Raw genomic sequence first — 24796 nt, forward strand, 5'->3', positions numbered from 1 at the left:
CCCACCCCCACCCGGTTCGAGGTGATCGCGTGACCCCCGTGGGTGTCGGTTTCACCTTCAATGGTGCCCAGCGGACCCGCGGTTCGAGGTGATTGCGTGACCCGCGTGGGTGTCGGTTTCACCTTGAACGGCGAGACATCCAGGGTCAGGCGGCGGCGCTCTCGAACTGGGCGTGTCCTTGGGCCACCTGGGCCATGAACTCGTCGGTGAAGACTCTGAGCCCGACCAGGTCGATGCGCAGGGCGCGGTCGCCTTTGAGCACGAGGGCGTTGGTGCGGAGGTTGTCCGTCGAGACAGCCAGGGCGCGCCGGTGCTGGACGCCGTCGATCTCGACCACGAGCCCGTTTCGCCACCGGACGTCGAGGTAGACGCGGCCGCGGTCCGTGTGGACGACCACCTGCCGATCCGGCTCAGGAAGTCCGCGCTCGCGACACAGGTGGGCGAAGTCGAGCTCGCCCAAGGACTGCACGCCTAGCGCGATGTCACGCACCACGTTCTTGACGAAGGCTCTGCGCCGTCTGCCCCGCAGCTGTTTGCTCGTCCGCAGCAGTTCCTCCGGCGAGGCCAGTCCCTGCTGGGCGGTCATCAGCAGGATGAGGGCGGCCTGCCGGTCGCTGACGGCCCAGTGAGCCGCCCGAACCGCCGCGACGGCAGGCCGCGTGCGCGGGATCCCCGTCAGGAGAACCTCGGCTGGCACGCGACGGATGACCTTGTGCGCAGTCACGCCGCTCGGCCAGATGACTCTTGCCGTGTGAACGACGGAGCAGTGGATGGCTGGATCGTCGTAGTGCTTCAGACCGGCGAGCTCCAACGCCGTGACCCCGTCGATGGCCGTCACGGCGGGGCCTACTTCCCATACGGCTCGCCACAGTGACTCCTCACGGCTCAGCGGACGAGTGTGCACCGCCACCGTGACGTCGCCGTGCACCACCCATCGCTCCGAACGGACCTCGTATGCCACGTGGCGTCGCTCGATGCCGGCTGACCGGAGCATCGCCCGCGACACCACCCCGCCGTGGCGGTCGGCGAGCTCACGGGCGATCTGTCGTCGTTCTGGACCCCTCATGTCTCCCAACGTCGCGGGCGTCCCGGCCGCCAGCGACCGGCATACGCAGGCCTGTTGATGACGAGGCCGCAGCGGTCGGGGGTGTGGAAGCCCGGTCGAGGTGATCCCGGCAACAACGTCAGGTGCGCGATCACCTCGAACCAAGGCTCGCCGAGGGCCGCGTCGAGGTGATGTCGGCGCCGACGCGACTCCCGGGATCACCTCGAACCGCGGGAAGGAGAGGGTCAGAGGAGGGAGTTGACTGCCTCTCGGACTCCTTTGAAGGCGGGGGTTTCTGGGGTGATGACGGCGAAGTGGTCGGCGTTCGGCACGAGGTCGACCGTCACGTCGCCGCCGGCCGCCCTCGCCTTGGCCACGTAGTCGTCGGCGACCTCGGGCGGCACGGTGTCGTCGTCGAGACCGTTGACGAGGCGGACCGGCACCTTCGGGGGCAGGGTCGACATCGGGTCGGCGGACGTCCAAGCGGCAGAGCCGGGGCCGGACCCGACGAAGTCACGCGTCGCGTCGGAGCCGAGGTGCAGCCGGTCCGCGGTCCCGAGGTCGACGACCCCGGCCAACGAGACCACCCCGGCGATGCCGCGCTCGCGGGCCCACGGCTGGCCGGCCGCCCACGTCACGAGGTGGCCACCGGCGGAGTGGCCGACGAGCACGAGCGGCTTGGGCAGGTCGGGCTGGGCGGCCACCGACGCGAGGAGGCCGCGGACGTCGTCGAGGGTCCCGGGGACGCCCCCACCCGGCATACCGACTCGGCGGTACTCGGCCAGGACCACGTGGTAGCCCGCCCCGGCGAACGCCGCCGCCTCGGGACGGGCGTGCTCACGGTCGTACTCCGCGCGCCAGAAGCCGCCGTGCACGACGACGACCGTGCCCGTCACGGCAGGCGCCCCGGCGGCCGGCGCGAGGACGTCGTAGACCTGCGCCGGGTCGCTGCCGTAGGACCGCGTCGGGGCCCCCGGAGTGCTCGCGGCGGACGTCGTCGAGGAGCTGCTCGTCATGGGCGTCATCGTGCCACCGGCCCCGCCGACGCACCCCGCGAGGGCCGTGCTGACACTGAGTAGGGTGAGGGCCATGACCCAGTGGGAATACCTCACCGCACCGCTCCTGATCCACAACACCAAGCAGATCCTCGACAACTTCGGGGCGGACGGGTGGGAGCTCGTCCAGATCGTCAACGGTCCCGATGGCACGAGCCTCGTCGCCTACTTCAAGCGCCCGAAGTCCTGAGGAGCCAGCGCACCATGTCTGCAGTCGAAGACCGCCTGTCCGAGCTCGGCCTCACCGTACCCGAGGTCGTGCCGCCCGTCGCCGCCTACGTCCCCGTCGTCCGTGAGGGCGACCTCGTCTTCACCTCCGGTCAGCTGCCCATGGTCGACGGCTCCCTCGCCGCGACCGGCAAGGTCGGTGCCGAGGTCGACGCCGAGACCGCCAAGTCCCTCGCCGAGACGTGTGCCCTCAACGCGATCGCGGCCATCAAGTCCGAGATCGGCGACCTCGACACGGTGACCCGTGTCGTCAAGGTCGTCGGTTTCGTCGCCTCCGACCCGGGCTTCACCGGCCAGCCCGGGGTCATCAACGGCGCGAGCGAGCTGCTCGTCAAAGCCTTTGGTGACAAGGGGATCCACGCCCGTTCGGCCGTCGGTGTCGCTGCGCTCCCGCTGGACGCACCCGTCGAGGTCGAGGTCATCGTCTCCGTCGCCCGGTGACCGGTGAGGGTGGTGGACGCGTGAGCGAGACGAAGCGACGCTTCGCCCTGACCACGACGCCCGGCATCTCCGACGCGGCGTCGCGCTGGCTCGCCGGCGAGCGTTGGGACGAGGCGGTCCCGCGCCGCGCGAGCACCGTGATGCTCGTGCGCGACGGGGCCACGGGGCCCGAGGTCTTCATGCTGCGGCGCGTCTCCGAGATGGAGTTCGCGCCGAGCATGATGGTCTTCCCCGGCGGCGGGGTCGACGAGCGTGACGGCGAGCTCGGGCTGCCCTGGGCCGGTCCCTCGCCGGCCGAGTGGGCCGACCGGCTCGGCTGCTCGCCTGCCGAGGCGCAGATGTACGTCGCCGCCGCCATCCGCGAGGTCCTCGAGGAGTGCGGCGTGCTCCTCGCGAGCCCCTCGGCGAGTGGCCCGCTGGCGTTCGTCGGCGGCCCGGAGTGGGCCGAGATCCGTCGCGGCCTCGTCGAGCGGCGCCTCTCGCTCGCGGACGTGCTGCACGACAAGGGCCTCGTCCTGCGGTCGGACCTCATCGTCGCCAAGGCGCACTGGCTGACCCCGGTCTTCGAGCCGCGGCGCTACGACACGTGGTTCTTCGCCGCGGTCATGCCCCCCTTCCAGGTCGCCGACGGCGACACCTCCGAGGCCGACCACGCCGACTGGTTCGTCCCGTCCGAGCTGTTGGAGGCGTATGCCGCGGGCTCGGCCCTCATGCTGCCCCCGACGGTCATGTGCGTGGAGGAGATCCGCGACGCCCCTTCGGCTGCAGCGGTGGTCGTGCACAGCGAGTCCCTGCCGCTCATCATGCCGGAGGTCGTCGACGGCCCCGACGGGGCGGCGATGGAGATCGTCGAGCGGTGGGCCGAGCAGTGATCCGGCGAGCGCGTTGGACCTGCCGGCCCCGGTGGCCCCGGCGGACCCGACGGACCCGACGGGTCGGGTGAGGGACTGATGGAGGGCGCCGCGCCCGACCCGGGCTGGCACGGCGGGGCCATGAGCGAGCGCGCCGAGTGCGTGCTGTGCCCCAACCCTTCGCCGATGACCCTCGACGGCACCAACACCTGGCTGCTCACCGAGCCGGGCTCCGACGAGGTCGTCGTCGTCGACCCGGGCCCGCTCGACGAGGGCCACCTCCAGGCGGTGCTGCGGCGGGTCGAGCAGTCCGGCCGCCGCGTCGCGCTGACCCTGCTCACGCACGGGCACGCCGACCACGCCGAGAGCGCCGACCGGTTCCACGAGCTGACGGGGGCGCCGGTGCGGGCCTTCGGCCGGGGGCACGACGACCTGTGGCCGGGGGAGACCATCCGCGTCGGCGGCCTCGAGATCCTCGCCGTCGAGACGCCCGGCCACACGCGCGACTCGTTCTCCTTCGTGCTCCCGGCCGACAACACGCTGCTCACCGGCGACACGATCCTCGGGCGAGGCACGACCGTCGTCGCCTGGCCAGACGGCAGCCTCGAGTCCTACCTCGCCTCGCTCGAGCGCATCGAGTCCCTCACGCAGGCCGGCACGGTCACGAGCCTGCTGCCAGGGCACGGGCCGTTCGTCGCCGACGCGGCTGCCACCGTGACCTTCTACCTGAAGCACCGCGCGGAACGGCTGGACCAGGTGCGGGACGCGGTCGCCCGAGGTGCGCAGACGGCATACGCCGTCGTGGGGCAGGTCTATGCCGACGTGCCCCGGAGCGTGTGGCCCGCCGCCGAGCTGTCGGTGCAGGCGCAGCTGGAGTACCTCCGCGAGCACGGATGAGCCACCGATGACCCCACCGATGACCCCACCGATGACCCCACCGATGACCCCACCGATGACCCCGGAGGCAGGCCTCGAGGCGCTCGTCGCCGCGGCGGTGGCGCTGGTCGGGGAGCGGCGCCGCGTGGTGCTCGGGATCGCGGGAGCCCCGGGGGCGGGCAAGTCGACGCTGGCCGAGGCGCTCGTCGATGGCGTCGCCGCGCGTGAGGGCGACGGGTGGGTCGCGCACGTGCCGATGGACGGCTTCCACCTCGCGGACGCGCAGCTCGACCGGCTCGGGGCGAGGTCGCGCAAGGGGGTGCCCGACACGTTCGACGCCGACGGCTACGCCCACCTGCTGCGACGCATCACGGCGGAGCCGGACTCGTGGATCTATGCGCCCGGCTTCGAGCGGACGCTCGAGCAGCCTTTGGCCGCAAGCATGGTCGTCCCTCCGTCGGCTCGGCTCGTCGTGACCGAGGGCAACTACCTGCTGCTGGCCGAGGCGCGCTGGGAACGGGCGCGCGCCGAGCTCGCCGAGGTCTGGTTCGTCACGGGTGACGAGCAGCTGCGCCGGTCGCGGCTCGTCGAGCGACACGTGGCGTTCGGCAAGGAGCAGGAGGCGGCCGAGGCGTGGGTCACGCGGAACGACGACCCGAACGCGACCGTGGTCGCAGCAGCGGCCAGTCGGGCCGATCGGGTCGTGGTCAACGGTCCGGACGGCTGGTCGTTCGGTGCTTTGAGGTAGGCGCGCCGTCGTAACCTCGGCGGGTTCACCTCAAACGGGTGGGAGACGTGGGCGTCAGCGGGCGCGGCGCTTGAGGCGCTCGACGTCCTGGAGCAGCACGGCGCGCGCCTCGAGGCGCAGCCAGCCGCGGGTCGCGAAGTCGGCGAGCGCCTTGTTGACCGTCTCGCGCGAGGCCCCGACGAGCTGCGCGAGCTCCTCCTGGGTGAGGTCGTGGCTCACCATGATGCCGCCCTCGACCGGACGCCCGAAGCGCTCGGACAGGTCGAGCAGGGCCTTGGCGACACGGCCCGGGACGTCGGTGAAGACGAGGTCGGCGAGGTGGGCGTTGGTGCGGCGCAGGCGCTGGGCGAGCGCGGCAAGCAGCGTCTTGGACACCTCGGGGCGGCCCGTGAGGATCGCGGTGAGGGAGTCGTTGCCGAGGCCGAGCAGCTGCGTCTCGGCGACGGCGGTGGCGGTCATCGTGCGCGGGCCCGGGTCGAAGAGGCTGAGCTCGCCGAACATCTCGCCCGGACCGAGGATCGCGACGAGGTTCTCGCGGCCGTCGGGGCTCGTGCGGCCGAGCTTGATCTTGCCCTCGGCGATGACGTAGAGCGTGTCACCCCGGTCGCCCTCGTGGAAGAGCACGTCGCCGCGCTCCATGTGCGACCGGCTCATCTCGGACTGCAGGGCGGAGGCCGCCTCGTCGTCCAGAGCCTTGAACAGGGGCGCACGCCTCACCACGTCGAGATCCACGGGGTCAGTGTGCCACGTCGCCCCCGCCGTCGCCGTGCCACCGTGGGCAATTCGCCTGCGGGTCCGCGACGGCGGCTCGGCGCCGTCAGTCGTCGATGCGGTAGTCGATCGGCTTGCACACGCCGTTGTTGGACTTCTCGGCGGAGCACGCGGTCAGGCCCACGACGAGGTCGGCCTCGGCCCGGAGCACGAACCGGTCGCCGGCGCGAGACGTCGGCGGGTCGATGTGCAGCTCGCCGTTCCGCTCGGCCCAGACGTTCATGAAGATGTTGAGCGTCGTCGAGATCCGGTCGGGCTCCACGCCGAACGTCGCCATGTTGGTCGCGAGGTTCTCGAAGCAGCTCGGGTGGTAGGCGCCCTCGAACTCGGGGTAGAGCAGGTCGAAGGTCTGCTGCGAGCACGGCGTCAGCAGGATGTCGTGGTGCCCGCACGTGTCCTCGACGACGGTCGCCATCGGCCGGCTCCGGTTGCTGTAGAGCACGCTGCCGGTCGTCACGGCGGTCGAGTTGGCGTAGTCGATGGTGCGCCCCGAGCTGAACCACTCGTCGCGCTCGTCGTCCATGACGGCGAAGAAGTCGCTGACCTGCTCGCCCGTCGGGTCCACGACCGTGAGGCGCTGCCCGGCCTTGAGCAAGAAGGCGGTTCCGGTCTGGGGGGCGAGCCGCGTCAGGGTCATCCCGTCACGGTAGTCGCCGGGTGGCTGGACGACGGGGCCGCCGGGTCCGAAGTGGCGGTCAGTCGTGCCGAGTCGTGCGTCCTGCGAGATCGTCATGCCTGTTCCCCTGGTCGATGTGGGTGCTGGTGCTGTCGTGCGTGTCGGAGCTGTCGGGCGCATCGGCGCCGTCGGCGCCGTCGGCGCCATCGGTGCTGTCGGTGACCGGCTTCAGGTCGAGCGGCGGCTCCCAGTCGGCCGCGTGGCGACGGCCGGAGTACTGCAGGGCCTCGGTGCTGTCGCCGTGGTCGGCGACCATCGGGTTGATGAAGCCCTGGAGGTCCTCGTCGCGGCGCCGGATCGTGGTGCGCATGCCGTCGAAACGTCCCTCGGCGCGCAGCTGCTCGAACTGGCCGTGCGGGTTGAAGACGAGTGTCGGCAGCGGCGCCCGCCGGGCCACGCGCGAGGCGGCCGGGTGCAGGCCGACGATGAAGTACGCCGTGCCGCCGGCGCTGAAGGCGAAGTGCGGGTCGTTGGGGTCCGAGCCCACGCCGTCGGCCCACGACTCGTCGTCGGCGTCGTGCAGCCGCTGGAGCAGACCGAAGAGCGAGGCCTCGAAGCTCGCCTCGCTGCTCGGCAGGGGCCCGCGGAAGGTCGCGATGAAGGAGTGGAAGCCGCTCTCGCCCTCGATGGAGCTGGCGAACTCCTGGAGCCGCCCGAGCAGGTCGGCCGGCACGTCGGGGTCGTCCATGTCGTCGAGGACGGCGTGCGCGACGCTGCCGCGTCGGAAGACGGACTTGGCTCCGAGGCAGGGGAACTCGGCGTGCGTGACCATGAGCTCGAGGGCCCGGACCACGTCGGCGTCGGACGCGTGGGCGAGGTCCATGCCGGCGAGAAGGTCGAGAGTCGCCTCGAGGCCGTGGTGCCCCTCCGGCGCGGACAGCCCGGTCGACCCGGTCGCCTCGGCGGGTAGGTGCAGCCGGGCGTTCTCGACCGGGGTGTGGGCAGCAATGCGCGTATCCGTCGACATGTCGGACTCCTCTCGCTCAGGCAGCACGTACCCACCTCGGGTGCCGTTTGCGCGAAACCCTGTACAGCCGGACGCGGACGGCGTGACCCAGCCCAGCGGCATACAGTGTCGTCCGTGTCCCCCCGAGCACTCGTGATCGACGACGAGACCCCCGTCGCGCGGACCCGACGCGCCCGCAAGATGTACCGCGCGCTGCACGAGCGCTACCCGTACGCGCACTGCGAGCTCGACTTCACGACGCCCCTCGAGCTGCTCGTCGCGACGATCCTGTCGGCCCAGACGACGGACGTCGGGGTCAACAAGGTGACGCCGATCGTCTTCGCGAAGTACCCGACGGCCGCCGACTACGCGAACGCCGACCGCACCGAGCTCGAGACGATCATCCAGCCCACCGGCTTCTACCGGAACAAGGCCGACTCGCTCATCAAGCTCGGCATGGCGCTCGTCGAGCAGTTCGACGGCGAGGTGCCGCCGCGCCTCAAGGACCTCGTGACACTGCCCGGGGTCGGTCGCAAGACGGCGAACGTGGTGCTCGGCAACGCCTTCGACGTCCCCGGCATCACCGTCGACACGCACTTCGGCCGCCTCGCGCGCCGCTTCGGCTGGACCGAGGAGGAGGACCCGGTCAAGGTCGAGCACGAGATCGGGCGGCTGTTCATGCGCAAGGACTGGACGATGCTCAGCCACGTCGTGATCTTCCACGGGCGTCGCACGTGCCACGCGAAGAAGCCTGCGTGCGGGGCGTGCCCGGTCGCGCGCTGGTGCCCGAGCTACGGCGCGGGCGAGACCGACCCGGACAAGGCGGCGAAGCTCCTGAAGTACGAGCTGGCGCCGAAGTGACCGACGTGGTCAGCCGGATCGCGTATGCCGGCAGGTCGGGTTCCATCGAGCCGTCCCCGGCGCTCGGGGCCGGGTCGCTCGCACGTCCCGCGTGGCTGGACGAGCTTGCCGTGCGGCTGGAGAGCGTTGCGCCCGAGTGGTTCTCGCGCTTCCTGCCGCCGGAGGAGGGTGGACGGGAGTCCGCGGTGCTCATCCTCTTCGGTCCTCCGCCGGCCGGCGCCGAGGACGAGGGCGAGCACGTCGTGCTCATCGAGCGCTCGCACACGATGCGCACCCAGCCGGCCCAGATCGCCTTCCCGGGCGGCTCGCGCGACCCGGAGGACGACGACCTCGTCGCGACGGCGCTGCGCGAGGCCGAGGAGGAGACCGGTGTGGACCCGGCGGGCGTCGACGTCGTCGCTCAGCTGCCCTCGCTCTTCCTCGCCCCGGCGCAATTCGTCGTGGCCCCGGTGCTCGGCTGGTGGGCCCGGCCCTCGTCGATCGGGGTCCGTGACCCCGCCGAGGTGCACGACGTGCTCTCCGTGCCGGTGTCTCACCTCGTCGACCCGGCGACCCGCTTCTCGGTGACGCACCCGTCCGGCTACGTCGGTCCGGGCTTCGACCTGGACCACCTGCTCCTCTGGGGCTTCACGGCCGGGCTCATCAGCAGCGTGCTGGAGCTCGGTGGGCTCGCGCAGCCGTGGGACGCGGACGTCATGCGGCCGCTGCCCGAGCGCTACCTCGCGGGGAGGCGGTCGTGAGCGGCAGCGTCCTGCTCGACATCGCCCTCGTCCTGCTCCTGCTCGCCTACGGCTACTCGGGCTACCGGTCGGGGCTCATCCAGAGCGTGTTCTCGCTCGTCGGCTTCTTCGCGTTCGCGATGCTCGGGGTCTGGCAGCTGCCCGAGCTCCTCGCGCGCTGGCAGTCGGTGGCCGATGACGACCGCACCCGGGTGCTCGTCCTGCTGCTCGGGGTTGTCGTCCTCGGCTGGATCGGGCAGTACCTCGGCAGCCTGCTGGGCTCCCGGATCAGGCGACGGATGGGCCAGACCTCGCTGCGCCACGTCGACTCGGTGCTCGGCGCCGTCGTCGTGACCCTGGCGGCGAGCCTCATCATCTGGTTCATCGGGGGCGCCCTGCGCACGGCTGGCAGCCCGGCGCTGTCCAAGGCCATGGCGGAGTCCAAGGTGCTGCAGGTCGTCAACTCGGTCGTCCCCGAGGAGACCGGCCAGGTCTTCGCGAGCTTCCGCGGCTTCCTGTCGAGCCAGGGCTTCCCGCAGGTGTTCGGCGGTCTCGCGCCGGAGCCGATCACGCCTGTGCAGGACCCGGACCCGTCGGTCGCGCGGTCCCAGGCCATCCGCTCCGCCGGCCGGTCCGTCGTCAAGGTGACCACGCAGTCCCAGTCGTGCCAGCGCGGCCAGGAGGGCACCGGCTGGGTGCTGTCGCCGGGTCGCATCGTCACGAACGCCCACGTGGTCGCCGGCGCCGACGAGGTGCGCGTCCAGGGCGGCGACCAGGTGCTGCGCGCCCGCGTCGTCGTCTTCGACTCGCGGCGCGACCTCGCCGTGCTCAGCGTGCCGGGGCTCCTCCTGCCGCCGCTGCCGCTCGGTGGCGAGCTCAAGCGGGGCGACTCGGCAGCCGTGCCGGGCTATCCCCTCGACGGGCCCTACCGCGTCGTGTCGGCCCGCGTCCGGGCCCAGCTCGACGCCCGGGGCCTCGACATCTACGGCCGCGAGCGGGTCGTCCGTGAGATCTACTCGCTCGCCGCGACGGTGCAGCCGGGCAACTCCGGTGGTCCGCTGCTCGACACCAACGGCCAGGTCGTCGGCGTCATCTTCGCCAAGTCGCTCGAGGACGACTCGACGGGCTACGCCCTGACGCTCGCCGAGGCCAAGCCGGTCCTCGACGAGGCCGCCGCCGCCGGGGCCGAGGTCGACACCGGCGCCTGCGTCGCTGGCTGAACCGTCGAGAGGCCATGGTTCGTGGGTGCCTCGCAGTCGAGAGGCCAGAGTTCGCCCGACGAACTCTGGCCTCTCGACGTGTCAGGGGTCGCAAAACTTGGCCTCTCGACGTGGAAGAGGGGGCCAGTCGTGGCCTTTCGACGTGCAAGGGGGGCCGTTCGTGGCCTTTCGACGGTTGGGTGTGGGTGGGGTGCGTCATGATCGGGGGATGCGTCTCGAGAGTCCCGGCCTGACCACCGACCTCGACCTGCTGCGGCTGCAGGGGGCGACGGTGACCGACCACGGCGACCACCTCGTCGTGCGGACCGAGGCCAACCCGACCTTCTGGTGGGGCAACTTCGTGCTCGTCCCCACCGCCGCCCACGCCGACGAGGTCGACCGGTGGGTCGCCCGCTTCGAGGAGGAGTTCCCGGACGCCCAGCACCGCGCCGTCGCCTTCGCCCACGACGGCGGCGGCACCGACGCCTGGGCCGCGCGCGGCTGGGACGTCGAAGGGGACGTCGACCTCGCCACGACGACGCTGCCGACGGCCGCGGACGCAGCGGACGGCATACAACTGCGTGCGCTGACGAGCGACGACGACTGGGAGCAGTCGGCGCAGGTCGGCGCCCGCGACACCCCGCAGGAGCAGCGCGATCCGCGGCTCGTCTTCGAGCGGCGCCGCGTCACGGCCCAGCGCGGGCTCGTCGACGCGGGGCGGGCGCAGTGGTTCGGGGCCTTCGACGGCGACCGGCTCGTGGCCCGGCTCGGCATCGTGCGGCTCGGTGACCTCGCCCGCTACCAGGACGTCGTGACGCTGGAGAGCCACCGCCGACGTGGCCTGGCCGGTGCCCTCGTGCGCGCTGCGGGGGAGTGGGCCTTCGAGGATCCCGCGGTCGGGCGGCTCGTCATCGTCGCCGAGGACGGTGGCCCGGCCATCGGGCTCTACCAGCGGGCCGGCTTCGCCGAGGTCGCCCGCCACGTCGGCGTCTCCCGGCCTCCCGCGTGAGCATCCCCAACGTCGAGTGCCCACTTCCCGACGCCGTGAAGTGGGCACTCGACTCCGGGGGAGCGTCGGGAAATGGGCACTCGACGGGTGGAGCGTGCGTATGCCGGGTGGCTCAGTCCGCCTTGACGGCGAGCACGGGGCAGGCGGCGTCGAGGAGCAGGCGCTGCGCGGTCGAGCCGAGCAGCAGCTTGCCGACCGGGCTGCGGTGGCGGATGCCGATGACGAGCATGCGCGGACCCTCGTCCTCGATGACCGACAGGATCTGGTCGGCCGGGTCGGTGCCGTGCTCGATGCGCCGCACCTCGTGGGCCACGCCCGACTCGGCGAGGTCGCGGTCGAGACGGTCCAGGGTCGAGCTCTCGGCGCGGTGGGCGTCGACGAGCTTGTCGTCGCGCGACATGTTGATCACGAGGACCGACTCGTCGTGCGCCTTGGCCTCGCCGATCGCGGCGGCGAGGGCGGCCTCGCCCTGCGGCGTGGGGATGTAGCCGACGAGGATCATGCCGCCACCTCGTCCTTGAGCTCGGCCATGAGTCCCTCGCCCGGGCCGCCCTTGCCGCCGCGGGCCTTGCGGATCGCCCTGGCGATGAGCGGCCACAGGATCGTGAGCACGATGATGCCGTAGCAGACCCAGGCCACCGGACCGCCCAGCAGGCCGCTGACCTCGCCGTGCGAGAGCTGCAGCGAGCGGCGCAGGTGCAGCTCGGCGATCGGGGCCAGGATGACACCGATGATGAGCGGCAGCACGGGCAGGCCGAAGCGGCGGATCGCGAAGCCGACCAGGCCGATGCCGAGGAGCAGGTAGAGGTCGAAGGCCTGGCCGTTGACGGCCCACGCACCCATCGTCGCGAAGAAGAGGATGCCCGCGTAGAGGTAGGGCCGAGGGATCTGGAGCAGCTTGGCCCAGAGCGGAGCCATCGGCAGGTTGAGCAGCAGCAGCAGCGTGTTGCCGACGAAGAGGCTGGCCACGAGGGTCCACACCAGCACCGGCTGCTTCTCGATGAGCAGCGGGCCCGGCTCGAGGCCGCGGCCCTGCAGGAAGGTGAGGATGATCGCAGCGGTCGCGTTGGTCGGCAGGCCGATCGCGAGCAGTGGCACGAGGGTGCCGGCGGCGGACGCGTTGTTGGCGGCCTCGGGGCCGGCGACGCCCTCGATGGCGCCGTGGCCGAACTCCTCGGGGTGCTTGGTCAGCTTGCGCTCGGCCACGTAGGACAGGAACGTCGGGACCTCTGCGCCGCCGGCGGGGATGGCGCCGAACGGGAACCCGAGGGCGGTGCCGCGCAGCCACGGCTTCCAGGACCGCTTCCAGTCCTGCTTGCCCATCCACGGCTGGCCCACCGGGATGACGCCCCCGGCCTTGCGCCGGAGGTGGGCGGCGACCCACAGGGCCTCGCCGACGGCGAAGAGCCCGACGGCGACGACGACGATGTCGATGCCGTCGGCGAGCTGTGGGATGCCGAAGGTCATGCGCTGCTGGCCGGTGACCTTGTCGATGCCGATGACGCCGATGGACAGGCCGACGAGCAGGGCGGCGAACCCGCGAAGGCGGGAGGTCCCGAGCACCATGCTCGCACCGACGAACGCCAGCATGATGATGGCGAAGTACTCGGGTGAGCCGAGCTGGACGGCGAACGCGACGACCTGCGGCATGACGAGCACGAGCAGGGCCGTGGCGATGGTCCCGGCGACGAAGGAGCCGATGGCGGCGGTGGCGAGGGCCTGGGCGGCGCGGCCGGCCTTGGCCATCTTGTTGCCCTCGAGGGCGGTGACGACCGACGACGACTCGCCCGGGGTGTTGAGCAGGATCGAGGTGGTCGACCCGCCGTACATGCCGCCGTAGAAGATGCCGGCGAACATGATGAGCGCCTGGGTCGTGTCGAGCGAGAAGGTGATCGGCAGCAGGAGGGCCACGGTCATGGCCGGGCCGATGCCGGGCAGCACGCCGACGGCGGTGCCGACGACGACGCCGATGAAGGCGAAGAGCAGGTTCAGCGGCGTCAGGACGTTGACGAACCCGTCGAGGAGGTGGTTGAGGTTGTCCATCAGAGGATTCCTTGGAGGATGCCGGCGGGCAGGTTGACCCCGAGCCCGATGGCGAACGCGTAGAAGGTGGCGAGGGAGATCGCGAGCCCGACGAGAAGGCCACGGATGACGTGGCGGTTGCCGAGCGCATACGCACTGCCCGAGAACAGCAGCGTGCCGGCGATGACCCAGCCGAGCGGCTCCATGAGGGCGGCGCTCGCGGCGAAGATGACGACGAGCAGCCCGACGGTCTTCCAGTCGGCCTTGGCGTCGAGGTCCACGTCCTCGCCCTCGTCGGCGGCGCCGACCCCGCCACGGTGGATGTCGACGGCGTAGAAGACGGAGACGATGAGGAGCAGGATCCCCAGGACGGTGGGGATGACCTTCGGGCCGAGCGAGTCGTTGGTGCTCGCCACGGGGGCGAGCTGGGCCGAGTTGACGAGCAGGACGATGCCGAGGCCGGCGAGGGCCGCGCACATGCCGTACTGCGCGCGGTCCCCGCCCTGTGTCTCGACATCCTGGGCCGCGGTGTCGGTGTGCGTGCGGTCAGGCGTCGTGTCCGTCATGTCAGCTCGTCAGCCCGAGGCCCTTGAGGATGTCGGCGACGTCCTGGTCCTGAGCCTTGAGGAAGGTGCCGAACTGGTCGCCGGTCTCGAAGGCGTCGGTCCAGCCGCGCTTCTCGAGCTCGGCCTTCCATGCGTCGGTGCCGTGCATCTTGGTCAGCGCGTCGACCCACACCTGCTTGTCGCCGGCCGAGATCTCCGGAGGGGCGACGATGCCGCGCCAGTTGGTGAAGGTGAAGTCGATGCCCGACTCCTTGACGGTGGGCACGTCGGGCAGGGCGTCGATGCGCTTGTCGCTCGTGACGGCGAGGACGCGCACGGAGCCGGCCTTGACCTGCTCGAGGAACTCCCCGAACCCGCTCGCGCCGAAGGCGATCTTGTTGCCGAGGATCGCCGGCAGCAGCTCGCCGCCGCCGTCGTAGGAGATGTACGAGACCTTGGTCGGGTCGATGCCGACCGCCTTGGCCAGCTGCATCGGCAGGAGGTGGTCGGGGCCGCCGGGGCTCGAGCCGCCGCCGACGTTGATCTTCGACGGGTCCTTCTTCCACGCGTCGACGAGGCTCTTGAGGTCCTTGTACGGCGAGTCCTTGGAGACGACGACGGCGCCGGCCTCCTCAATGAGCTTGGCGATCGGGGTGGTGTCGTTGAGGGTGGCCTTGCTCTTCTGCGTGTAGGCCGCGCCGACGACGCCGAGACCCATCTGCATGGCGAGCTTGCCGTTGCCCTTCTCGTTGACGACCCGCTGGAGGCCGACGGTGCCGCCGGCGCCCGGCAGGTTGAACACCTGCACCGAGCTGGTCACCTTCTGGTTCTCCATGACCTGGGCCACCGTCCGGGCCGTCGTGTCGTAGCCACCACCGGGGCTGTTGGGGACCATGATCTGCAGGCCCGTCGCCGGGCCTGCAGCCGCGCCGGTGGAGGCGTCGTCCTTCTTGGCGGTCGCGCCGCACGCCGACAGGGCGAGGGTCCCGACGGCGGCCAGGGCGACGAGGGCGCCGATGCGCCGGCGGGTGGGGACTGCGCTGCTGGTGCCGGACGTGCCGGGACGGGCAGTGTGGTGAGTACTCATCGTTGAGATCTCTTTCGCGTTCTTGGGCTGGAACGGCATGATCGTGCCCGCGTCCCGGAGCGGTGTCGCCGTTGTGTCACCAATGAAGGTTGAGTTCGTTGTGGTCAAGCAGAGCAGGCGCCGTTTCGGCCGATGGTTCGGCGGGCTGACCCTCACGGGGCAGCTGTTCGCCGTGCAGCTGCTCATTCTGCTCGGCGTGCTCGTGGCGGTCGCCCTCGTCTCGCTGTCGCAGTCGGAGGCGACGTTCACCCGCACGGAGGGGCGCCGGGTGTCGGCCGTCGCCGAGCAGCTCGCGAGCACCCCGATCGTGCGCACCGAGATGTCGCCCGGCGGGGTGCCCAACGTGCTGCCGAGCCTGGTGCAGTCGATCGTGACGCAGTACAACATCACCTCGATGAGCGTCGCCGACGCCGCCGAGGTCGTACGCGTGTCGTCGGACCCGACGCTCGAGCGGGCGCCGATGCCGCTCGGGTCGCGGGCGGTGGCCGACGGGGCGAGCTGGACGGGCGTCATGGAGCTCGGCGGCGAGCGGATGATCGTCGCGCAGAGCCCGCTGCTGTCGGTGCCGGACCCGAGGGTCAAGGAGCCGCAGCTGCCCGTGGGCACGCAGCTCGGCACCGTGATGATCGCCGTGCGTATGCCGTCTGCCTGGGACCGCCTGCTCGGCAACTCCTCGTACCTCCCGACCTACCTCGGCATCGCGCTTGTGCTGGGCGGCGTCGGGTCGTGGCTGCTGGCCCGGCGCATCAAGCGCCAGACGCTGGGGCTCGAACCGGCGGAGATCACGGGTCTCGCGGAGAGCCGCGAGGCGATGCTCTTCGGGCTGGCCGAGGGGGTGGTCGCGCTCGACACGAATGAGCGGATCACCTTGGTCAACAACGTCGCCCACCGGCTGCTCGACCTGCCGGAGCATGCCGTCGGGATGCGGCTCGACGACCTGCCGATCGGCCCGCGGCTGCGCGACGTGCTGCGCGGCGTCACGGACGACGTGACGGGCAACGGTGCTGATGGTGCGTCCGGTGCCCACGGGGGGCAGCGTGACCAGGTGGTGCTGCGACGCGGCCGCGTGCTGGTGATGAACCGCATGCAGGTCAGCAAGGACGGCCGACCGCTCGGGTCGGTGACGACGCTTCGCGACCGGACCGAGCTCGCCGACCTCGAGCGCGAGATCGGCTCGTTCCGCAGCACGACGGAGCTGCTGCGAGCCCAGGCGCACGAGTTCGCCAACCAGCTGCACACCATCTCGGGGCTCATCCAGCTCGGGGAGTACGACGAGGTCGTGGCCTACGTGGACTCGGTGAGCGAGCACCGCGCGCAGCTCGACCTCACCGTCGCGCGGCGCATCCGGGACACGGCAGTGACCGCGCTCGTCATGGCCAAGGCGGCGCAGGCCACCGAGCGCCGGGTCGAGCTGCGGGTCTCGGACGACACGTCGCTCGGGCGCATCGGGGCTCGTGACTCCGCCGACGTCGCAGCGGTGGTCGGCAACCTCGTCGACAACGCCATCGACGCGGCGGCCTCGTCCGAGGGCGACGACAAGTGGGTGGAGCTGACGATCCGCCAGGACGCGAGCTCGCTCGAGGTGAGCGTCGTCGACTCGGGGCCGGGCATCGCGCCCGAGCTCGTCACCGAGGTCTTCACCCACGGCTTCACGACCAAGGCGGCCCGGGCGGGCGAGCGCGGCATCGGGCTGGCGCTGACGCGTCTCATCTGCCAGCGTCGGGGCGGCGAGGTCGAGGTCGAGAGCACCCCGACGGGTGCGAAGTTCGTCGCCCGGCTGACGGTGGAGCCGGGGCCCGGCCCCGCCACTGCCCTGACCGATGACTCGACCGAATCCGTTGCGGCCGTGGAGGAGAAGCGATGATCCGGGTGCTCGTCGTCGACGACGACTTCATGGTGGCGCGCATCCACCGCGGCTTCGTCGAGCGCGTCACGGGCTTCGAGGTCGTCGGCACCGCCCCCACCGGCGACGAGGCGCTGACCCTCGTCGCCGAGCTGAAGCCCGATCTCGTGCTGCTCGACCTCTACCTGCCGGACGCCTTCGGGCTCGACGTCGTCGCGCGGCTGCGGGCGGCGGGCGAGACGTGCGACGTCCTCGTCATCACCGCGGCCAAGGAGGCCGACGCCGTGCGCGGAGCTCTGCGCCAGGGCGTCGTCGGCTACCTCCTCAAGCCGTTCGCGTTCGCCGACCTCGAGCAGCGCCTGCTGACGTATGCCGCCGAGCGGGCACGCGACCTCGGTGACGACCTGACGCAGGCCGAGATCGATGCCGCCTTCACGTCGTCGCAGCCGGTCGGGCGGGGGCCCGTCGCGGCGCTGCCGAAGGGCCTCAGCGCCGAGACGGCCGAGGCCGTGGAGCGCGCGCTGCGGGAGTCCGGAGAGTCGCGCGAGACGCTCTCGGCGACGGAATGCGCTGAGGTCGTGGGGATCTCACGCGTCAGCGCGCGTCGCTACCTCGAGCACTTCGTCTCGTTCGGGCGGGCCGAGGTGACGCTCCGCTACGGCTCGACCGGTCGCCCGGAGCGCCGCTACCGCTGGCTCTGAACCCGGCCACCAGCGCGACTGCGCGGGTCTCGGGGAGGGGGGACACGGCATACGCCACCAGGAGATCCGTGGAGAAGTGCGGCCCGCCGACCTCAGGGGAAGGTCGGCGGGCCGCTGCGGACGGCCGACCACAGGGGAAGATCGGCGGGCCGCGTCGCAGGCACCCTCGGGTGCAGCTCGGGGTGGGCGGTCAGCCCAGATGGGCGGCGTCGAGCGCCGACTGGAGGCTCTGCTGGTAGGCCTCGCTCGTGTAGGTGGCTCCGCTGACGACGTCGATCTTGGCCGACTGCGCGGCGAGGGCCTCGCGGCGCAGGGTGGGCGCGGCGCCGGCGCTGATCGACACGGAGGTGCCGGAGCTGTCGGTCAGCTGCAGGGCGTGGACGTTGGTGATCTTCTTGCCCGTGAAGCTGACCCGGACCTGGACGGAGCCGTACTGCGTGCCGACGACGGCGCCGTCGACCGTGCCGGAGCGGGGCGCCGCGGCGGGAGCCTTGGAGGCCTTGCCGCCGGACGAGCTCTTGGAGCTGCCCTTGCTGCTCTTGCTCGTCGAGCTGCCGGACGGCTGCGGCGGAGCGGCCGCGACGGGCGTGCCCGCCTTGGCGCCGGACAGGACGTGGACGCCGATGACGGCGGCGTGCTTGGGCGTCAGGCCCGAGGCCCAGGACGCGCCGATGGTGACGACGCTGGCGAGGCCGACGAGTGCGGTCGTTGCCTTCCTCACCAGGAGAACCTCTCGTCGTGGATGTGGGACTTGGGGATGCCGCCCTCGAGGAGGCTGCGGTGCACGAGGTGCATCCAGCCGCCGGGGCCGCAGAGGTAGGCCTCGTGCCGGCGCAGGTCGGGGACGAGCTCGGCGAGGCGCTCGGCGTCGGGGACGGGCTGGGCGCCCCGCTGGCCGAGGGAGTGGTCCGGCGGCAGCCACGAGCCGTCGACGGGCGGGCCGACGAGCAGGAGCAGGCGGTGGCCGCCGAGGGCGGTGAGGTGCTCGAGCTCGTCGCGCAGGGCGAGCTGGGACTCGTAGTTGGCGCGGTAGACGACGGTGACGTCGCCGCGGCCGGCGTGGCCGTGGCGCACGAGCTCCTCGAGGATCGAGCGGACCGGCGTGACGCCGATGCCGGCAGCAAGGAGCAGGACGCGGCGGCGGACGCGCTGGCGGGAGGTGAAGGCGCCGTAGGGGCCCTCGAAAAGGACGCGGGTGCCGGGGCGCAGGTGGGCCAGGCGGCTCGAGTGGTCGCCGAGCTCGCGGACCGTGATGCGCAGGTGGCGGCCGTCGGGGGCGCTCGAGATCGACCACGGGTGGGCGGTCGCGAGCAGGCGCGGGCTGACGAAGCGCCAGTTGAGGTACTGCCCCGCGCGGACCGGGAGCTTGTCGAGGTGACGACCCTCCATGCGCACCGACCACACGCCGGGGGCCTCCTCGACGACCTCGGTGACGCGCAGCTGGTGACGCAGGCTGCGGGCGACGGGGACGAGCAGGCGCCACCAGAGGACGCTGGCCGCGACGAGGACGAACAGGGTCCACCAGTAGGTCCGAACCCACTGCGCTGCAGTGAAGTCCGACCCCATCGAGAGCTCGTGCGGCACCGCGAGGACGACCGCGGCATACGCCGTCAGGTGCACGAGGTGCCACCACTCGTAGGACAGGCGGCGGCGGGCGATGCTGACCGAGGTCACGGCGATGACGACGAGCAGTGCGGTCGCGACGAACGCGAAGAGCAGGTCGCTGCCACCGGTGAGCAGGCGGAAGCTCTCGACGACGGGGGCGAAGGGGCCGTGCAGCTCGTCGCGGGCGGCGTAGCCCAGGACGATGGCGCCGACGTGCACGAGCACGAGGGGCACGGTGATGCGTCCGAGGATGCGGTGCGCCTTGAGCGCGCGGTCCATCCCGTAGACGCGGTCGATCCACGGCACGCGGGCGGCGAGGAGCAGCTGGATGAGCAGCAGGTCCATCGCGACGAGGCCGGTGAGGCGTCCGACGGCGATGAGCGTCGTGCTGCTCGGGCCGGCGACGAGGTCGTGGCTGCCGCCGCCGAGGAGGAACTGCGCCATGACGGCGAGCAGGCTCGCGATGGCGAGGGACTCGAGGAGGTCGCCCGTGCGGGCCTGCCAGCGGCGGAAGTCCGCCCCGGCACGCAGGGCACGACGGACCCGGCTCGGGGTCCCACGGTGTGGTGCGATGGTGGTGCTCACATAGACGATGGTGCTCAGGTGATCTCAGAAAGTTATGAGACGTGCGAAGGAGAGTTGCGGCATGACCGTTCCGTCGCTGCGCCCGCGGCTGCTGCTCGTCGAGGATGACCCCGACCTGTCGCAGATGCTCGCCGAGCTGCTCGACGAGGAGGGGTATGCCGTGACCGCCGTCCGCGACGGACAGGCCGGCCTGCACCGTGGCCTGGTCGACGAGTGGGACGTCCTCGTCGTCGACCGTGGCCTGCCGGGGATCGAGGGGGTCGACCTCGTGACGCGGCTGCGCTCGCGGGGGATGGCGGCGCCCGTGCTCTTCCTCACCGCGCGGGGGACCGTGGCCGACCGCGTCGAGGGGCTCGACGCGGGGGCGCAGGACTACGTCGTCAAGCCGTTCGACGTCGAGGAGGTGCTCGCGCGGCTGCGGGCGATGCTGCGGCCGCTGGGTGGGGCTGCGGGGGAGCTCGTCGTCGGGTCGCGGCGGCTCGTCGTCGGGGAGCAGCGGCTCGTCGGCGACGACGGCGAGGTCATGCTCTCGGGGCGTGAGGCGCGGCTGCTGGAGGTGCTCGCGCGCCGCCCGACGCGGGTCTTCACGCGGGACGAGCTGCTCGACGCGGCCTTCGACAACGCCGACACGCTCGGTGCCGTCGACACGTACGTCTACTACCTGCGCCGCAAGCTCGGGAAGTCCGTCATCGACACGGTGCACGGCGTGGGCTACCGCCTCGGTGCCTCGTCGTGAGGTGGCCATGGACGGATCGGTCTCGGGCTGAAGCGGATCCGCTGCGGCAGGCGTCGCGGTCGGTGGCGCTGCGCGTCGGCGCCACGACGGCGCTCGTCGTGCTGCTCGCCATCATCGGCACGGCCGTGCTCTTCGACCGCCAGCAGCTCGCCGAGATCCGCGGACGCACCGAGACGACCGCGCGCACGGCCGACGACGTCGTCGACGCACCGCCCGGCACGTGGCTGGTCAAGCTGACGGAGTCCGGTCACGAGGCGACCCGGTCGATGCCGGCGGACCTCGCTGCGTCCGCGGTGGGGGTCGGTCCCGACGTCACCGGGCAGACGAGCTTCACCGCCGACGGGCGGTCGTGGCCCGCGTGGGTCGACCAGCGCGACGGCGTCACGTACGTCGCCGTCTACGACATCCGGCTGCACACCGGGGAGGAGCAGCGGCTGCTCGTGTCGACGATCGCGGCCGGCGTTATGGGTGTGCTGCTGGCCGCGCTGACGGGGCTGCTCGCGGGACGCCGGGCCGTGCGGCCGCTCGGCGAGGCGATGGAGCTGCAGCGCCAGTTCGTCGCGGACGCGTCTCACGAGCTGCGCACCCCGCTCGCCGTCATTAGCACGCGCGCGCAGCTGCTGCGCCGGCACGTCGCTGCTGATGCTGCGGCTGGTGGAGGTGGGGCGGCGTCTGCGCGCCGGCTGGCCGAGGTCGACCAGCTCGTCCACGACACCCAGGCGATGGCCGACGTCGTCTCCGACCTGCTGCTCTCGGCGCAGCTCGAGCACGTCGACGAGGTCGCCGAGCGTGTCGACCTGGGGGCGCTCGCATCCGAAGTCGTGCGGTCGCTGATGCCGTATGCCGCCGAGCGGGGAGTGACGCTCGTCGACGAGGACGCCGGTGTTGGCGGCGGTGGCGGCGGCGCGTGCGTCGTGGACGGGGTCGCGCCGAGCCTGCGACGGTCGGTGCTGGCCCTCGTCGACAACGCGATCTCGCACTCCGACAAGGGATCTGAAGTGGAGGTGCGGTCGTCGATGGCGGGCAGCGAGGTGCGGGTCGACGTCGTCGACCACGGCCACGGCGTCGACGTCGAGGACGTCGAACGGCTGAGCCGGCGCTTCTCCCGCGGCGACGGCGCATCCGGAGTACGACGCGTCGGCCTCGGACTCGCCCTCGTGACCCAGATCGTCCGGTCGCACGGCGGCCGTCTCGAGGTCGCGGCGACCCCCGGTGGGGGAGCGACCTTTAGCCTGCTCATCCCCGCGGCCGGCGACGACTGAGCTGCAGGCGGTCGCGCTGTCGGAGGCCGAGGACGGCGATGGCCCCGGACGAGAAGTCCGGGGCCATCACTTGGTTCGGTCAGTCCATCACCGGAGGGTGATGTTGACCGTGTGCGGCACACCGTCGCCCAGGTCGATCTTCAGCTGGTACGTGCCCGCGCTGAGGGTCTTGGTGGCGAGGTTGAAGATGTACTGCCCACTCGTCGCGTCGTATCGGAAGAGGTTGCCGGTCGTCGCGTTCGAGGTCGAGATGGCCTCGAGGACACTGCCGCTCGTGCCGACAGCAGCAAGGCGCTGCAGGTAGAGGCGGGCCGCCAGGTCCTTGACCCCGGCGCTGGCCCCGGTCAGCTGGAACTTCACCGGCACGGTGCTGCCGAGCTTGAAGACCGAGCTGCCGTCGACGTTGACGGGCTGCAGGACGTTCGACCACGCCGCCGTGACGGTGACAGTGAAGGTCTTCGAACCCTTGTTGCCAGCCTTATCAGTCGCCGAGCAGGTCACCGTGGTGGAGCCCAGCGGGAAGACGCTGCCAGAGGCCCGGTCACAGCTGGCTGCGACAGTGCCGTCCACGATGTCCATCGCCTTGGGGTCAGCGAACGTCACGACAGCCCCTGTGGCAGATGTCGCCGTCGCGGCCTTATTGTCCGACACACTCACCGCAGGCGCCGTGGTGTCCTGAACCGTCACTGTGAAGGTGTTGTCCGCCTTGTTGCCAGCCTTGTCGTTGGCGGAGCAGGTGACGGTGGTGGTTCCGAGTGGGAACACCGACCCGGAAAGCCTGTCGCAGGTTGCGGCCAGCAGACCATCCACGTCGTCCAGGGCGGTGACGCCTACGTAGGTGACGGCGGCGCCAGCGGGCCCGGTGGCCTCGATGCCGGTGATGTCGGCGGGGACGGTCACCACGGGCTTGGTCTGGTCCTGGACCTCGACCGTGAACGAGTTCGTGCCCATATTGCCGGCGGCGTCCGTGGCAGAGCACGTGACCGTGGTGAATCCGAGGTTGAACGTGCTGCCCGACTCGGGCGTGCACGAGACCGGCAGGTCGCCGCTCACAATGTCGTGGGCAGTCGCGGCGCCGTACGTGACGTTGCTTGCCCCGGTAGACGACGTATTGCCCACGACGACGTTGGCAGGAACCGTCACCACCGGGTCGGTGGTGTCCTCGACCTTGACAGTGAACGACGCGTGGCCGGTGTTGCCCGCGGCGTCCGTCGCAGAGCAGTTGACCGTGGTCGTGCCGAGCTTGAAGACGGACTCCGGGGCCGCGGAGCAGGTGACGGGGACCGTGCCGTCGACGATGTCGCTGGCGGTCACTGAGTCGTAGGCCACCTTGGCGCCGTCGGGGCCGGTGGCCTCGACCAGGACGTCGTCCGGCACGGTCACGGTCGGAGGCGTGGAGTCCTTCACGGTGATGGTGAAGGAGGCATCACTCTGGTTGCCGGTCTTGTCGGCAGCGGTGCATGTCACGGTGTGTGTGCCCAGAGCGAAGGTCGAGCCTGAGCTCGGGTCGCAGGTGATGGCAACCGATCCGTCGACCAGGTCGGTCGCCGAGCTCGTGAAGCTGGCCTCAGCACCCGTTGACGCGGTGGCCTCCTTGGTGAAGTCATCCGGCACCGTGATCTGCGGCCCCGTGGTGTCGACGACGGAGATGACGAAGGAGTTGTCGCCGGTGTTGCCCGCCTTGTCCTTGGCGGAGCAGGTGACGGTGGTGTCGCCGAGCGGGAACACCGTGCCGGATGCCTTGTCGCACGTGGTGGACAGCGTGCCGTCCACGTCATCCGTGGCGGTCGCGGCGTCGAACGTCACGGTGGCGCCGTCAGGACCGGTCGCCTCGATCGTCTGGTCGGCCCCAACGGTGACGATCGGCTTGGTGCTGTCCTGGACCTCGACCGTGAAGGTCTTGGTGCCCAGGTTCCCGGCCTTGTCGGTGGCTGAGCACGTCACCGTGGTCGTCCCGAGCGAAAAGGTAGATCCGGATGCCGGGCTGCAGCTGGTGGTCAGAGCACCGTCGACGAGGTCGGTCGCGGTCGCCCTCGGGTAGGTGACGGTGTAGCTGGAGTTTCCCACGACGATGTTGGCCGGAGTTGTGACGACCGGACCCGTCGTGTCGGTGACCACCACGGCGAACAGGTCGCTCGTGCCGGTGTTGCCGGCCTTGTCCGTGGCCGAGCAGGTGAGCGTGGTCGTGCCGACCGGGAAGCCGTCACCGGAGGCGTAGGTCGTGCCGCCCGCCGTCTTGCAGGTCACGGGCCTGGAGCCGTCCACCGCGTCGTAGGCGCTCGCGGAGAAGGCCACCGGCGTCAGCGCCGACGTGGCCTCGACCGAGGCCGGCGCGGTCGCGGTGACGAGCGGCTTGGTGGTGTCCACGATGCTGTACGTCGCAGACGCCGCCGCCGAGAGACCGCCAGCGTCGGTGTAGCTGCAGGACGCAGTCTGGCTTCCAAGGCCATCCGCGGCACGCGCGCCCGTCAGACCGGTCAGGCCTGCCGCGAAGCTCTTGGTGCCGTCTTCCTTGTCGACGACGTTGCACAGGGCAGCGGGAACGTTGCCGAACTCGTAGGAGGCGCCGTTGGTCACGCCCCCGACCGTGACGGTCGGAGCGGTGTTGGTGACCGGGGCAGCGTTGACCGTGAGGGTGAAGCCGGCGTCGATCGTCGAGTACGTGCCGACGCCCGAGTCCTTCACCGAGACGGTGATCGGATACTGGCCGGGAGTCGACGAGGTGAAGCTGACGGGCAGGATCTGGCTGCAGCCGGTGAACGTCAGGGACGACGGGGTGGCTGTCACGCCGGCAGGGGCAGAGATGCTCACCGTGGCGGCCGATCCGTCGGCCGGGTTGCAGCTGTTCTGCGGGTCGCCGGCGTTGTTGTTCTGGTTCTGGATGTTGTAGCTGATCGTGGTGCTGCCACCCGCCGTGATGGTGGGGCTGCCACCGGCGACGATGTTGTTCTGCACCAGGTCTGCGTGAGCCGCGCCAGGGAAAGC

The 24796-nt window shown here is 71.3% G+C and carries 25 protein-coding genes; 13 read left to right on the forward strand and 12 right to left on the reverse strand.

Annotation, left to right across the window (positions count from 1 at the left end; genetic code table 11):
- Positions 1–145: 145 nt before the first annotated feature.
- Both U5C87_RS07865 and U5C87_RS07870 read right to left on the reverse strand, forming a co-directional pair.
- The gene (locus U5C87_RS07865) at positions 146–1066 is read right to left on the reverse strand and encodes a hypothetical protein (protein ID WP_330476044.1); all 921 of its coding nucleotides are present in this window, start codon (positions 1064–1066) and stop codon (positions 146–148) included.
- A gap of 224 nt (positions 1067–1290) precedes the next feature.
- Positions 1291–2061, reverse strand: coding sequence for an alpha/beta hydrolase family protein (locus tag U5C87_RS07870; RefSeq protein ID WP_330476045.1), 771 nt, complete (start codon positions 2059–2061; stop codon positions 1291–1293).
- Between the two features lie 73 nt (positions 2062–2134).
- Between U5C87_RS07870 and U5C87_RS07875 the strand changes: the two genes are divergently transcribed.
- The 5 genes from U5C87_RS07875 (at position 2135) to U5C87_RS07895 (ending at position 5244) form a co-directional block, all read left to right on the forward strand.
- The gene (locus U5C87_RS07875) at positions 2135–2290 is read left to right on the forward strand and encodes a DUF4177 domain-containing protein (protein ID WP_142179199.1); all 156 of its coding nucleotides are present in this window, start codon (positions 2135–2137) and stop codon (positions 2288–2290) included.
- Between the two features lie 14 nt (positions 2291–2304).
- Positions 2305–2769 (forward strand): RidA family protein, encoded by a 465-nt coding sequence (locus tag U5C87_RS07880; protein ID WP_020145788.1) that lies wholly within the window; start codon positions 2305–2307, stop codon positions 2767–2769.
- Between the two features lie 20 nt (positions 2770–2789).
- The gene (locus U5C87_RS07885) at positions 2790–3641 is read left to right on the forward strand and encodes an NUDIX hydrolase (RefSeq protein ID WP_330476046.1); all 852 of its coding nucleotides are present in this window, start codon (positions 2790–2792) and stop codon (positions 3639–3641) included.
- 120 nt (positions 3642–3761) lie between these two features.
- A complete protein-coding gene (locus U5C87_RS07890; RefSeq protein WP_330476047.1) occupies positions 3762–4517 on the forward strand; it encodes an MBL fold metallo-hydrolase in 756 nt (251 codons plus the stop codon).
- Between the two features lie 55 nt (positions 4518–4572).
- Complete coding sequence (locus U5C87_RS07895) at positions 4573–5244, forward strand: nucleoside/nucleotide kinase family protein (protein ID WP_330476048.1); 672 nt, start codon at positions 4573–4575, stop codon at positions 5242–5244.
- A gap of 54 nt (positions 5245–5298) precedes the next feature.
- Here the strand turns inward: U5C87_RS07895 and U5C87_RS07900 are convergent, their stop codons facing one another.
- The 3 genes from U5C87_RS07900 to gntA form a co-directional block, all read right to left on the reverse strand.
- Positions 5299–5976, reverse strand: coding sequence for a Crp/Fnr family transcriptional regulator (locus tag U5C87_RS07900; protein WP_142179195.1), 678 nt, complete (start codon positions 5974–5976; stop codon positions 5299–5301).
- Positions 5977–6061: 85 nt separating this feature from the next.
- Positions 6062–6748 carry an urea carboxylase-associated family protein gene (locus U5C87_RS07905; protein WP_330476049.1) on the reverse strand — a complete coding sequence of 229 codons (687 nt, stop codon included), beginning with the start codon at positions 6746–6748 and terminating at the stop codon, positions 6062–6064.
- The gene (gntA, locus tag U5C87_RS07910; protein WP_330476050.1) at positions 6711–7658 is read right to left on the reverse strand and encodes a guanitoxin biosynthesis heme-dependent pre-guanitoxin N-hydroxylase GntA; all 948 of its coding nucleotides are present in this window, start codon (positions 7656–7658) and stop codon (positions 6711–6713) included. The genes U5C87_RS07905 and gntA overlap by 38 nt, the downstream gene beginning before the upstream one ends.
- Positions 7659–7838: 180 nt before the next feature.
- Here gntA and nth point away from each other — a divergent pair, with 180 nt between their 5' ends.
- From nth to U5C87_RS07930, 4 genes are all read left to right on the forward strand, one after another.
- Positions 7839–8498, forward strand: coding sequence for an endonuclease III (nth, locus tag U5C87_RS07915; protein ID WP_330476669.1), 660 nt, complete (start codon positions 7839–7841; stop codon positions 8496–8498).
- A 5-nt stretch (positions 8499–8503) separates the two neighbouring features.
- Positions 8504–9238, forward strand: coding sequence for an NUDIX hydrolase (locus tag U5C87_RS07920; protein WP_330476051.1), 735 nt, complete (start codon positions 8504–8506; stop codon positions 9236–9238).
- A complete protein-coding gene (locus U5C87_RS07925) occupies positions 9235–10437 on the forward strand; it encodes a MarP family serine protease (RefSeq protein ID WP_330476052.1) in 1203 nt (400 codons plus the stop codon). The genes U5C87_RS07920 and U5C87_RS07925 overlap by 4 nt, the downstream gene beginning before the upstream one ends.
- A 208-nt stretch (positions 10438–10645) precedes the next feature.
- Positions 10646–11425 (forward strand): GNAT family N-acetyltransferase, encoded by a 780-nt coding sequence (locus tag U5C87_RS07930; RefSeq protein WP_330476053.1) that lies wholly within the window; start codon positions 10646–10648, stop codon positions 11423–11425.
- Between the two features lie 112 nt (positions 11426–11537).
- Here the strand turns inward: U5C87_RS07930 and U5C87_RS07935 are convergent, their stop codons facing one another.
- From U5C87_RS07935 to U5C87_RS07950, 4 genes are read right to left on the reverse strand one after another with little or no spacing between them, the layout of a single operon-like run.
- Positions 11538–11927: a universal stress protein gene (locus U5C87_RS07935; protein ID WP_330476054.1), complete on the reverse strand. Its 390-nt coding sequence runs from the start codon at positions 11925–11927 to the stop codon at positions 11538–11540.
- Entirely contained in the window at positions 11924–13468 is a 1545-nt protein-coding gene (locus tag U5C87_RS07940) for a tripartite tricarboxylate transporter permease (RefSeq protein ID WP_330476055.1), read from the reverse strand. Before U5C87_RS07940 ends, U5C87_RS07935 begins: the two co-directional genes overlap by 4 nt.
- Positions 13468–14013 carry a tripartite tricarboxylate transporter TctB family protein gene (locus U5C87_RS07945; RefSeq protein ID WP_330476056.1) on the reverse strand — a complete coding sequence of 182 codons (546 nt, stop codon included), beginning with the start codon at positions 14011–14013 and terminating at the stop codon, positions 13468–13470. The genes U5C87_RS07940 and U5C87_RS07945 overlap by 1 nt, the downstream gene beginning before the upstream one ends.
- Before the next feature lies 1 nt (position 14014).
- Complete coding sequence (locus U5C87_RS07950; protein ID WP_330476057.1) at positions 14015–15079, reverse strand: Bug family tripartite tricarboxylate transporter substrate binding protein; 1065 nt, start codon at positions 15077–15079, stop codon at positions 14015–14017.
- Between the two features lie 82 nt (positions 15080–15161).
- On the opposite strand from U5C87_RS07950, the gene U5C87_RS07955 reads away from it, so the two are divergent.
- Both U5C87_RS07955 and U5C87_RS07960 read left to right on the forward strand, forming a co-directional pair.
- Positions 15162–16943, forward strand: a complete 1782-nt coding sequence (locus U5C87_RS07955) for a sensor histidine kinase (protein WP_330476058.1) — start codon at positions 15162–15164, stop codon at positions 16941–16943.
- Positions 16940–17623 (forward strand): response regulator, encoded by a 684-nt coding sequence (locus U5C87_RS07960; RefSeq protein WP_330476059.1) that lies wholly within the window; start codon positions 16940–16942, stop codon positions 17621–17623. The genes U5C87_RS07955 and U5C87_RS07960 overlap by 4 nt, the downstream gene beginning before the upstream one ends.
- A 190-nt stretch (positions 17624–17813) precedes the next feature.
- Here the strand turns inward: U5C87_RS07960 and U5C87_RS07965 are convergent, their stop codons facing one another.
- Both U5C87_RS07965 and U5C87_RS07970 read right to left on the reverse strand, forming a co-directional pair.
- A complete protein-coding gene (locus U5C87_RS07965; RefSeq protein WP_330476060.1) occupies positions 17814–18344 on the reverse strand; it encodes an FMN-binding protein in 531 nt (176 codons plus the stop codon).
- A complete protein-coding gene (locus U5C87_RS07970) occupies positions 18341–19813 on the reverse strand; it encodes a ferredoxin reductase family protein (protein WP_330476061.1) in 1473 nt (490 codons plus the stop codon). The genes U5C87_RS07965 and U5C87_RS07970 overlap by 4 nt, the downstream gene beginning before the upstream one ends.
- A 61-nt stretch (positions 19814–19874) precedes the next feature.
- Here U5C87_RS07970 and U5C87_RS07975 point away from each other — a divergent pair, with 61 nt between their 5' ends.
- Positions 19875–20549: a response regulator transcription factor gene (locus U5C87_RS07975; RefSeq protein WP_330476062.1), complete on the forward strand. Its 675-nt coding sequence runs from the start codon at positions 19875–19877 to the stop codon at positions 20547–20549.
- Positions 20550–20611: 62 nt separating this feature from the next.
- Entirely contained in the window at positions 20612–21811 is a 1200-nt protein-coding gene (locus tag U5C87_RS07980; RefSeq protein ID WP_330476063.1) for a sensor histidine kinase, read from the forward strand.
- 87 nt (positions 21812–21898) lie between these two features.
- Here the strand turns inward: U5C87_RS07980 and U5C87_RS07985 are convergent, their stop codons facing one another.
- Positions 21899–24766, reverse strand: coding sequence for an HYR domain-containing protein (locus tag U5C87_RS07985; RefSeq protein ID WP_330476064.1), 2868 nt, complete (start codon positions 24764–24766; stop codon positions 21899–21901).
- Positions 24767–24796: the final 30 nt, after the last annotated feature.

Source organism: Terrabacter sp. C0L_2 (genome assembly GCF_036352015.1).
In the GTDB taxonomy this organism is placed as follows: Bacteria; Actinomycetota; Actinomycetes; order Actinomycetales; family Dermatophilaceae; genus Terrabacter; species Terrabacter tumescens.

What these genes read in the sequence shown, in the direction of transcription:
- U5C87_RS07865 (WP_330476044.1), bottom strand. Translation starts at nt 1,066, where the DNA reads ATGAGGGGTCCAGAACGACGACAGATCGCCCGTGAGCTCGCCGACCGC.
- U5C87_RS07870 (WP_330476045.1), bottom strand. Translation starts at nt 2,061, where the DNA reads ATGACGAGCAGCTCCTCGACGACGTCCGCCGCGAGCACTCCGGGGGCC.
- U5C87_RS07875 (WP_142179199.1), top strand. Translation starts at nt 2,135, where the DNA reads ATGACCCAGTGGGAATACCTCACCGCACCGCTCCTGATCCACAACACC.
- U5C87_RS07880 (WP_020145788.1), top strand. Translation starts at nt 2,305, where the DNA reads ATGTCTGCAGTCGAAGACCGCCTGTCCGAGCTCGGCCTCACCGTACCC.
- U5C87_RS07890 (WP_330476047.1), top strand. Translation starts at nt 3,762, where the DNA reads ATGAGCGAGCGCGCCGAGTGCGTGCTGTGCCCCAACCCTTCGCCGATG.
- U5C87_RS07895 (WP_330476048.1), top strand. Translation starts at nt 4,573, where the DNA reads ATGACCCCGGAGGCAGGCCTCGAGGCGCTCGTCGCCGCGGCGGTGGCG.
- U5C87_RS07905 (WP_330476049.1), bottom strand. Translation starts at nt 6,748, where the DNA reads ATGACGATCTCGCAGGACGCACGACTCGGCACGACTGACCGCCACTTC.
- gntA (WP_330476050.1), bottom strand. Translation starts at nt 7,658, where the DNA reads ATGTCGACGGATACGCGCATTGCTGCCCACACCCCGGTCGAGAACGCC.
- nth (WP_330476669.1), top strand. Translation starts at nt 7,839, where the DNA reads ATGTACCGCGCGCTGCACGAGCGCTACCCGTACGCGCACTGCGAGCTC.
- U5C87_RS07930 (WP_330476053.1), top strand. Translation starts at nt 10,646, where the DNA reads ATGCGTCTCGAGAGTCCCGGCCTGACCACCGACCTCGACCTGCTGCGG.
- U5C87_RS07935 (WP_330476054.1), bottom strand. Translation starts at nt 11,927, where the DNA reads ATGATCCTCGTCGGCTACATCCCCACGCCGCAGGGCGAGGCCGCCCTC.
- U5C87_RS07940 (WP_330476055.1), bottom strand. Translation starts at nt 13,468, where the DNA reads ATGGACAACCTCAACCACCTCCTCGACGGGTTCGTCAACGTCCTGACG.
- U5C87_RS07945 (WP_330476056.1), bottom strand. Translation starts at nt 14,013, where the DNA reads ATGACGGACACGACGCCTGACCGCACGCACACCGACACCGCGGCCCAG.
- U5C87_RS07950 (WP_330476057.1), bottom strand. Translation starts at nt 15,079, where the DNA reads ATGAGTACTCACCACACTGCCCGTCCCGGCACGTCCGGCACCAGCAGC.
- U5C87_RS07955 (WP_330476058.1), top strand. Translation starts at nt 15,162, where the DNA reads ATGAAGGTTGAGTTCGTTGTGGTCAAGCAGAGCAGGCGCCGTTTCGGC.
- U5C87_RS07960 (WP_330476059.1), top strand. Translation starts at nt 16,940, where the DNA reads ATGATCCGGGTGCTCGTCGTCGACGACGACTTCATGGTGGCGCGCATC.
- U5C87_RS07975 (WP_330476062.1), top strand. Translation starts at nt 19,875, where the DNA reads ATGACCGTTCCGTCGCTGCGCCCGCGGCTGCTGCTCGTCGAGGATGAC.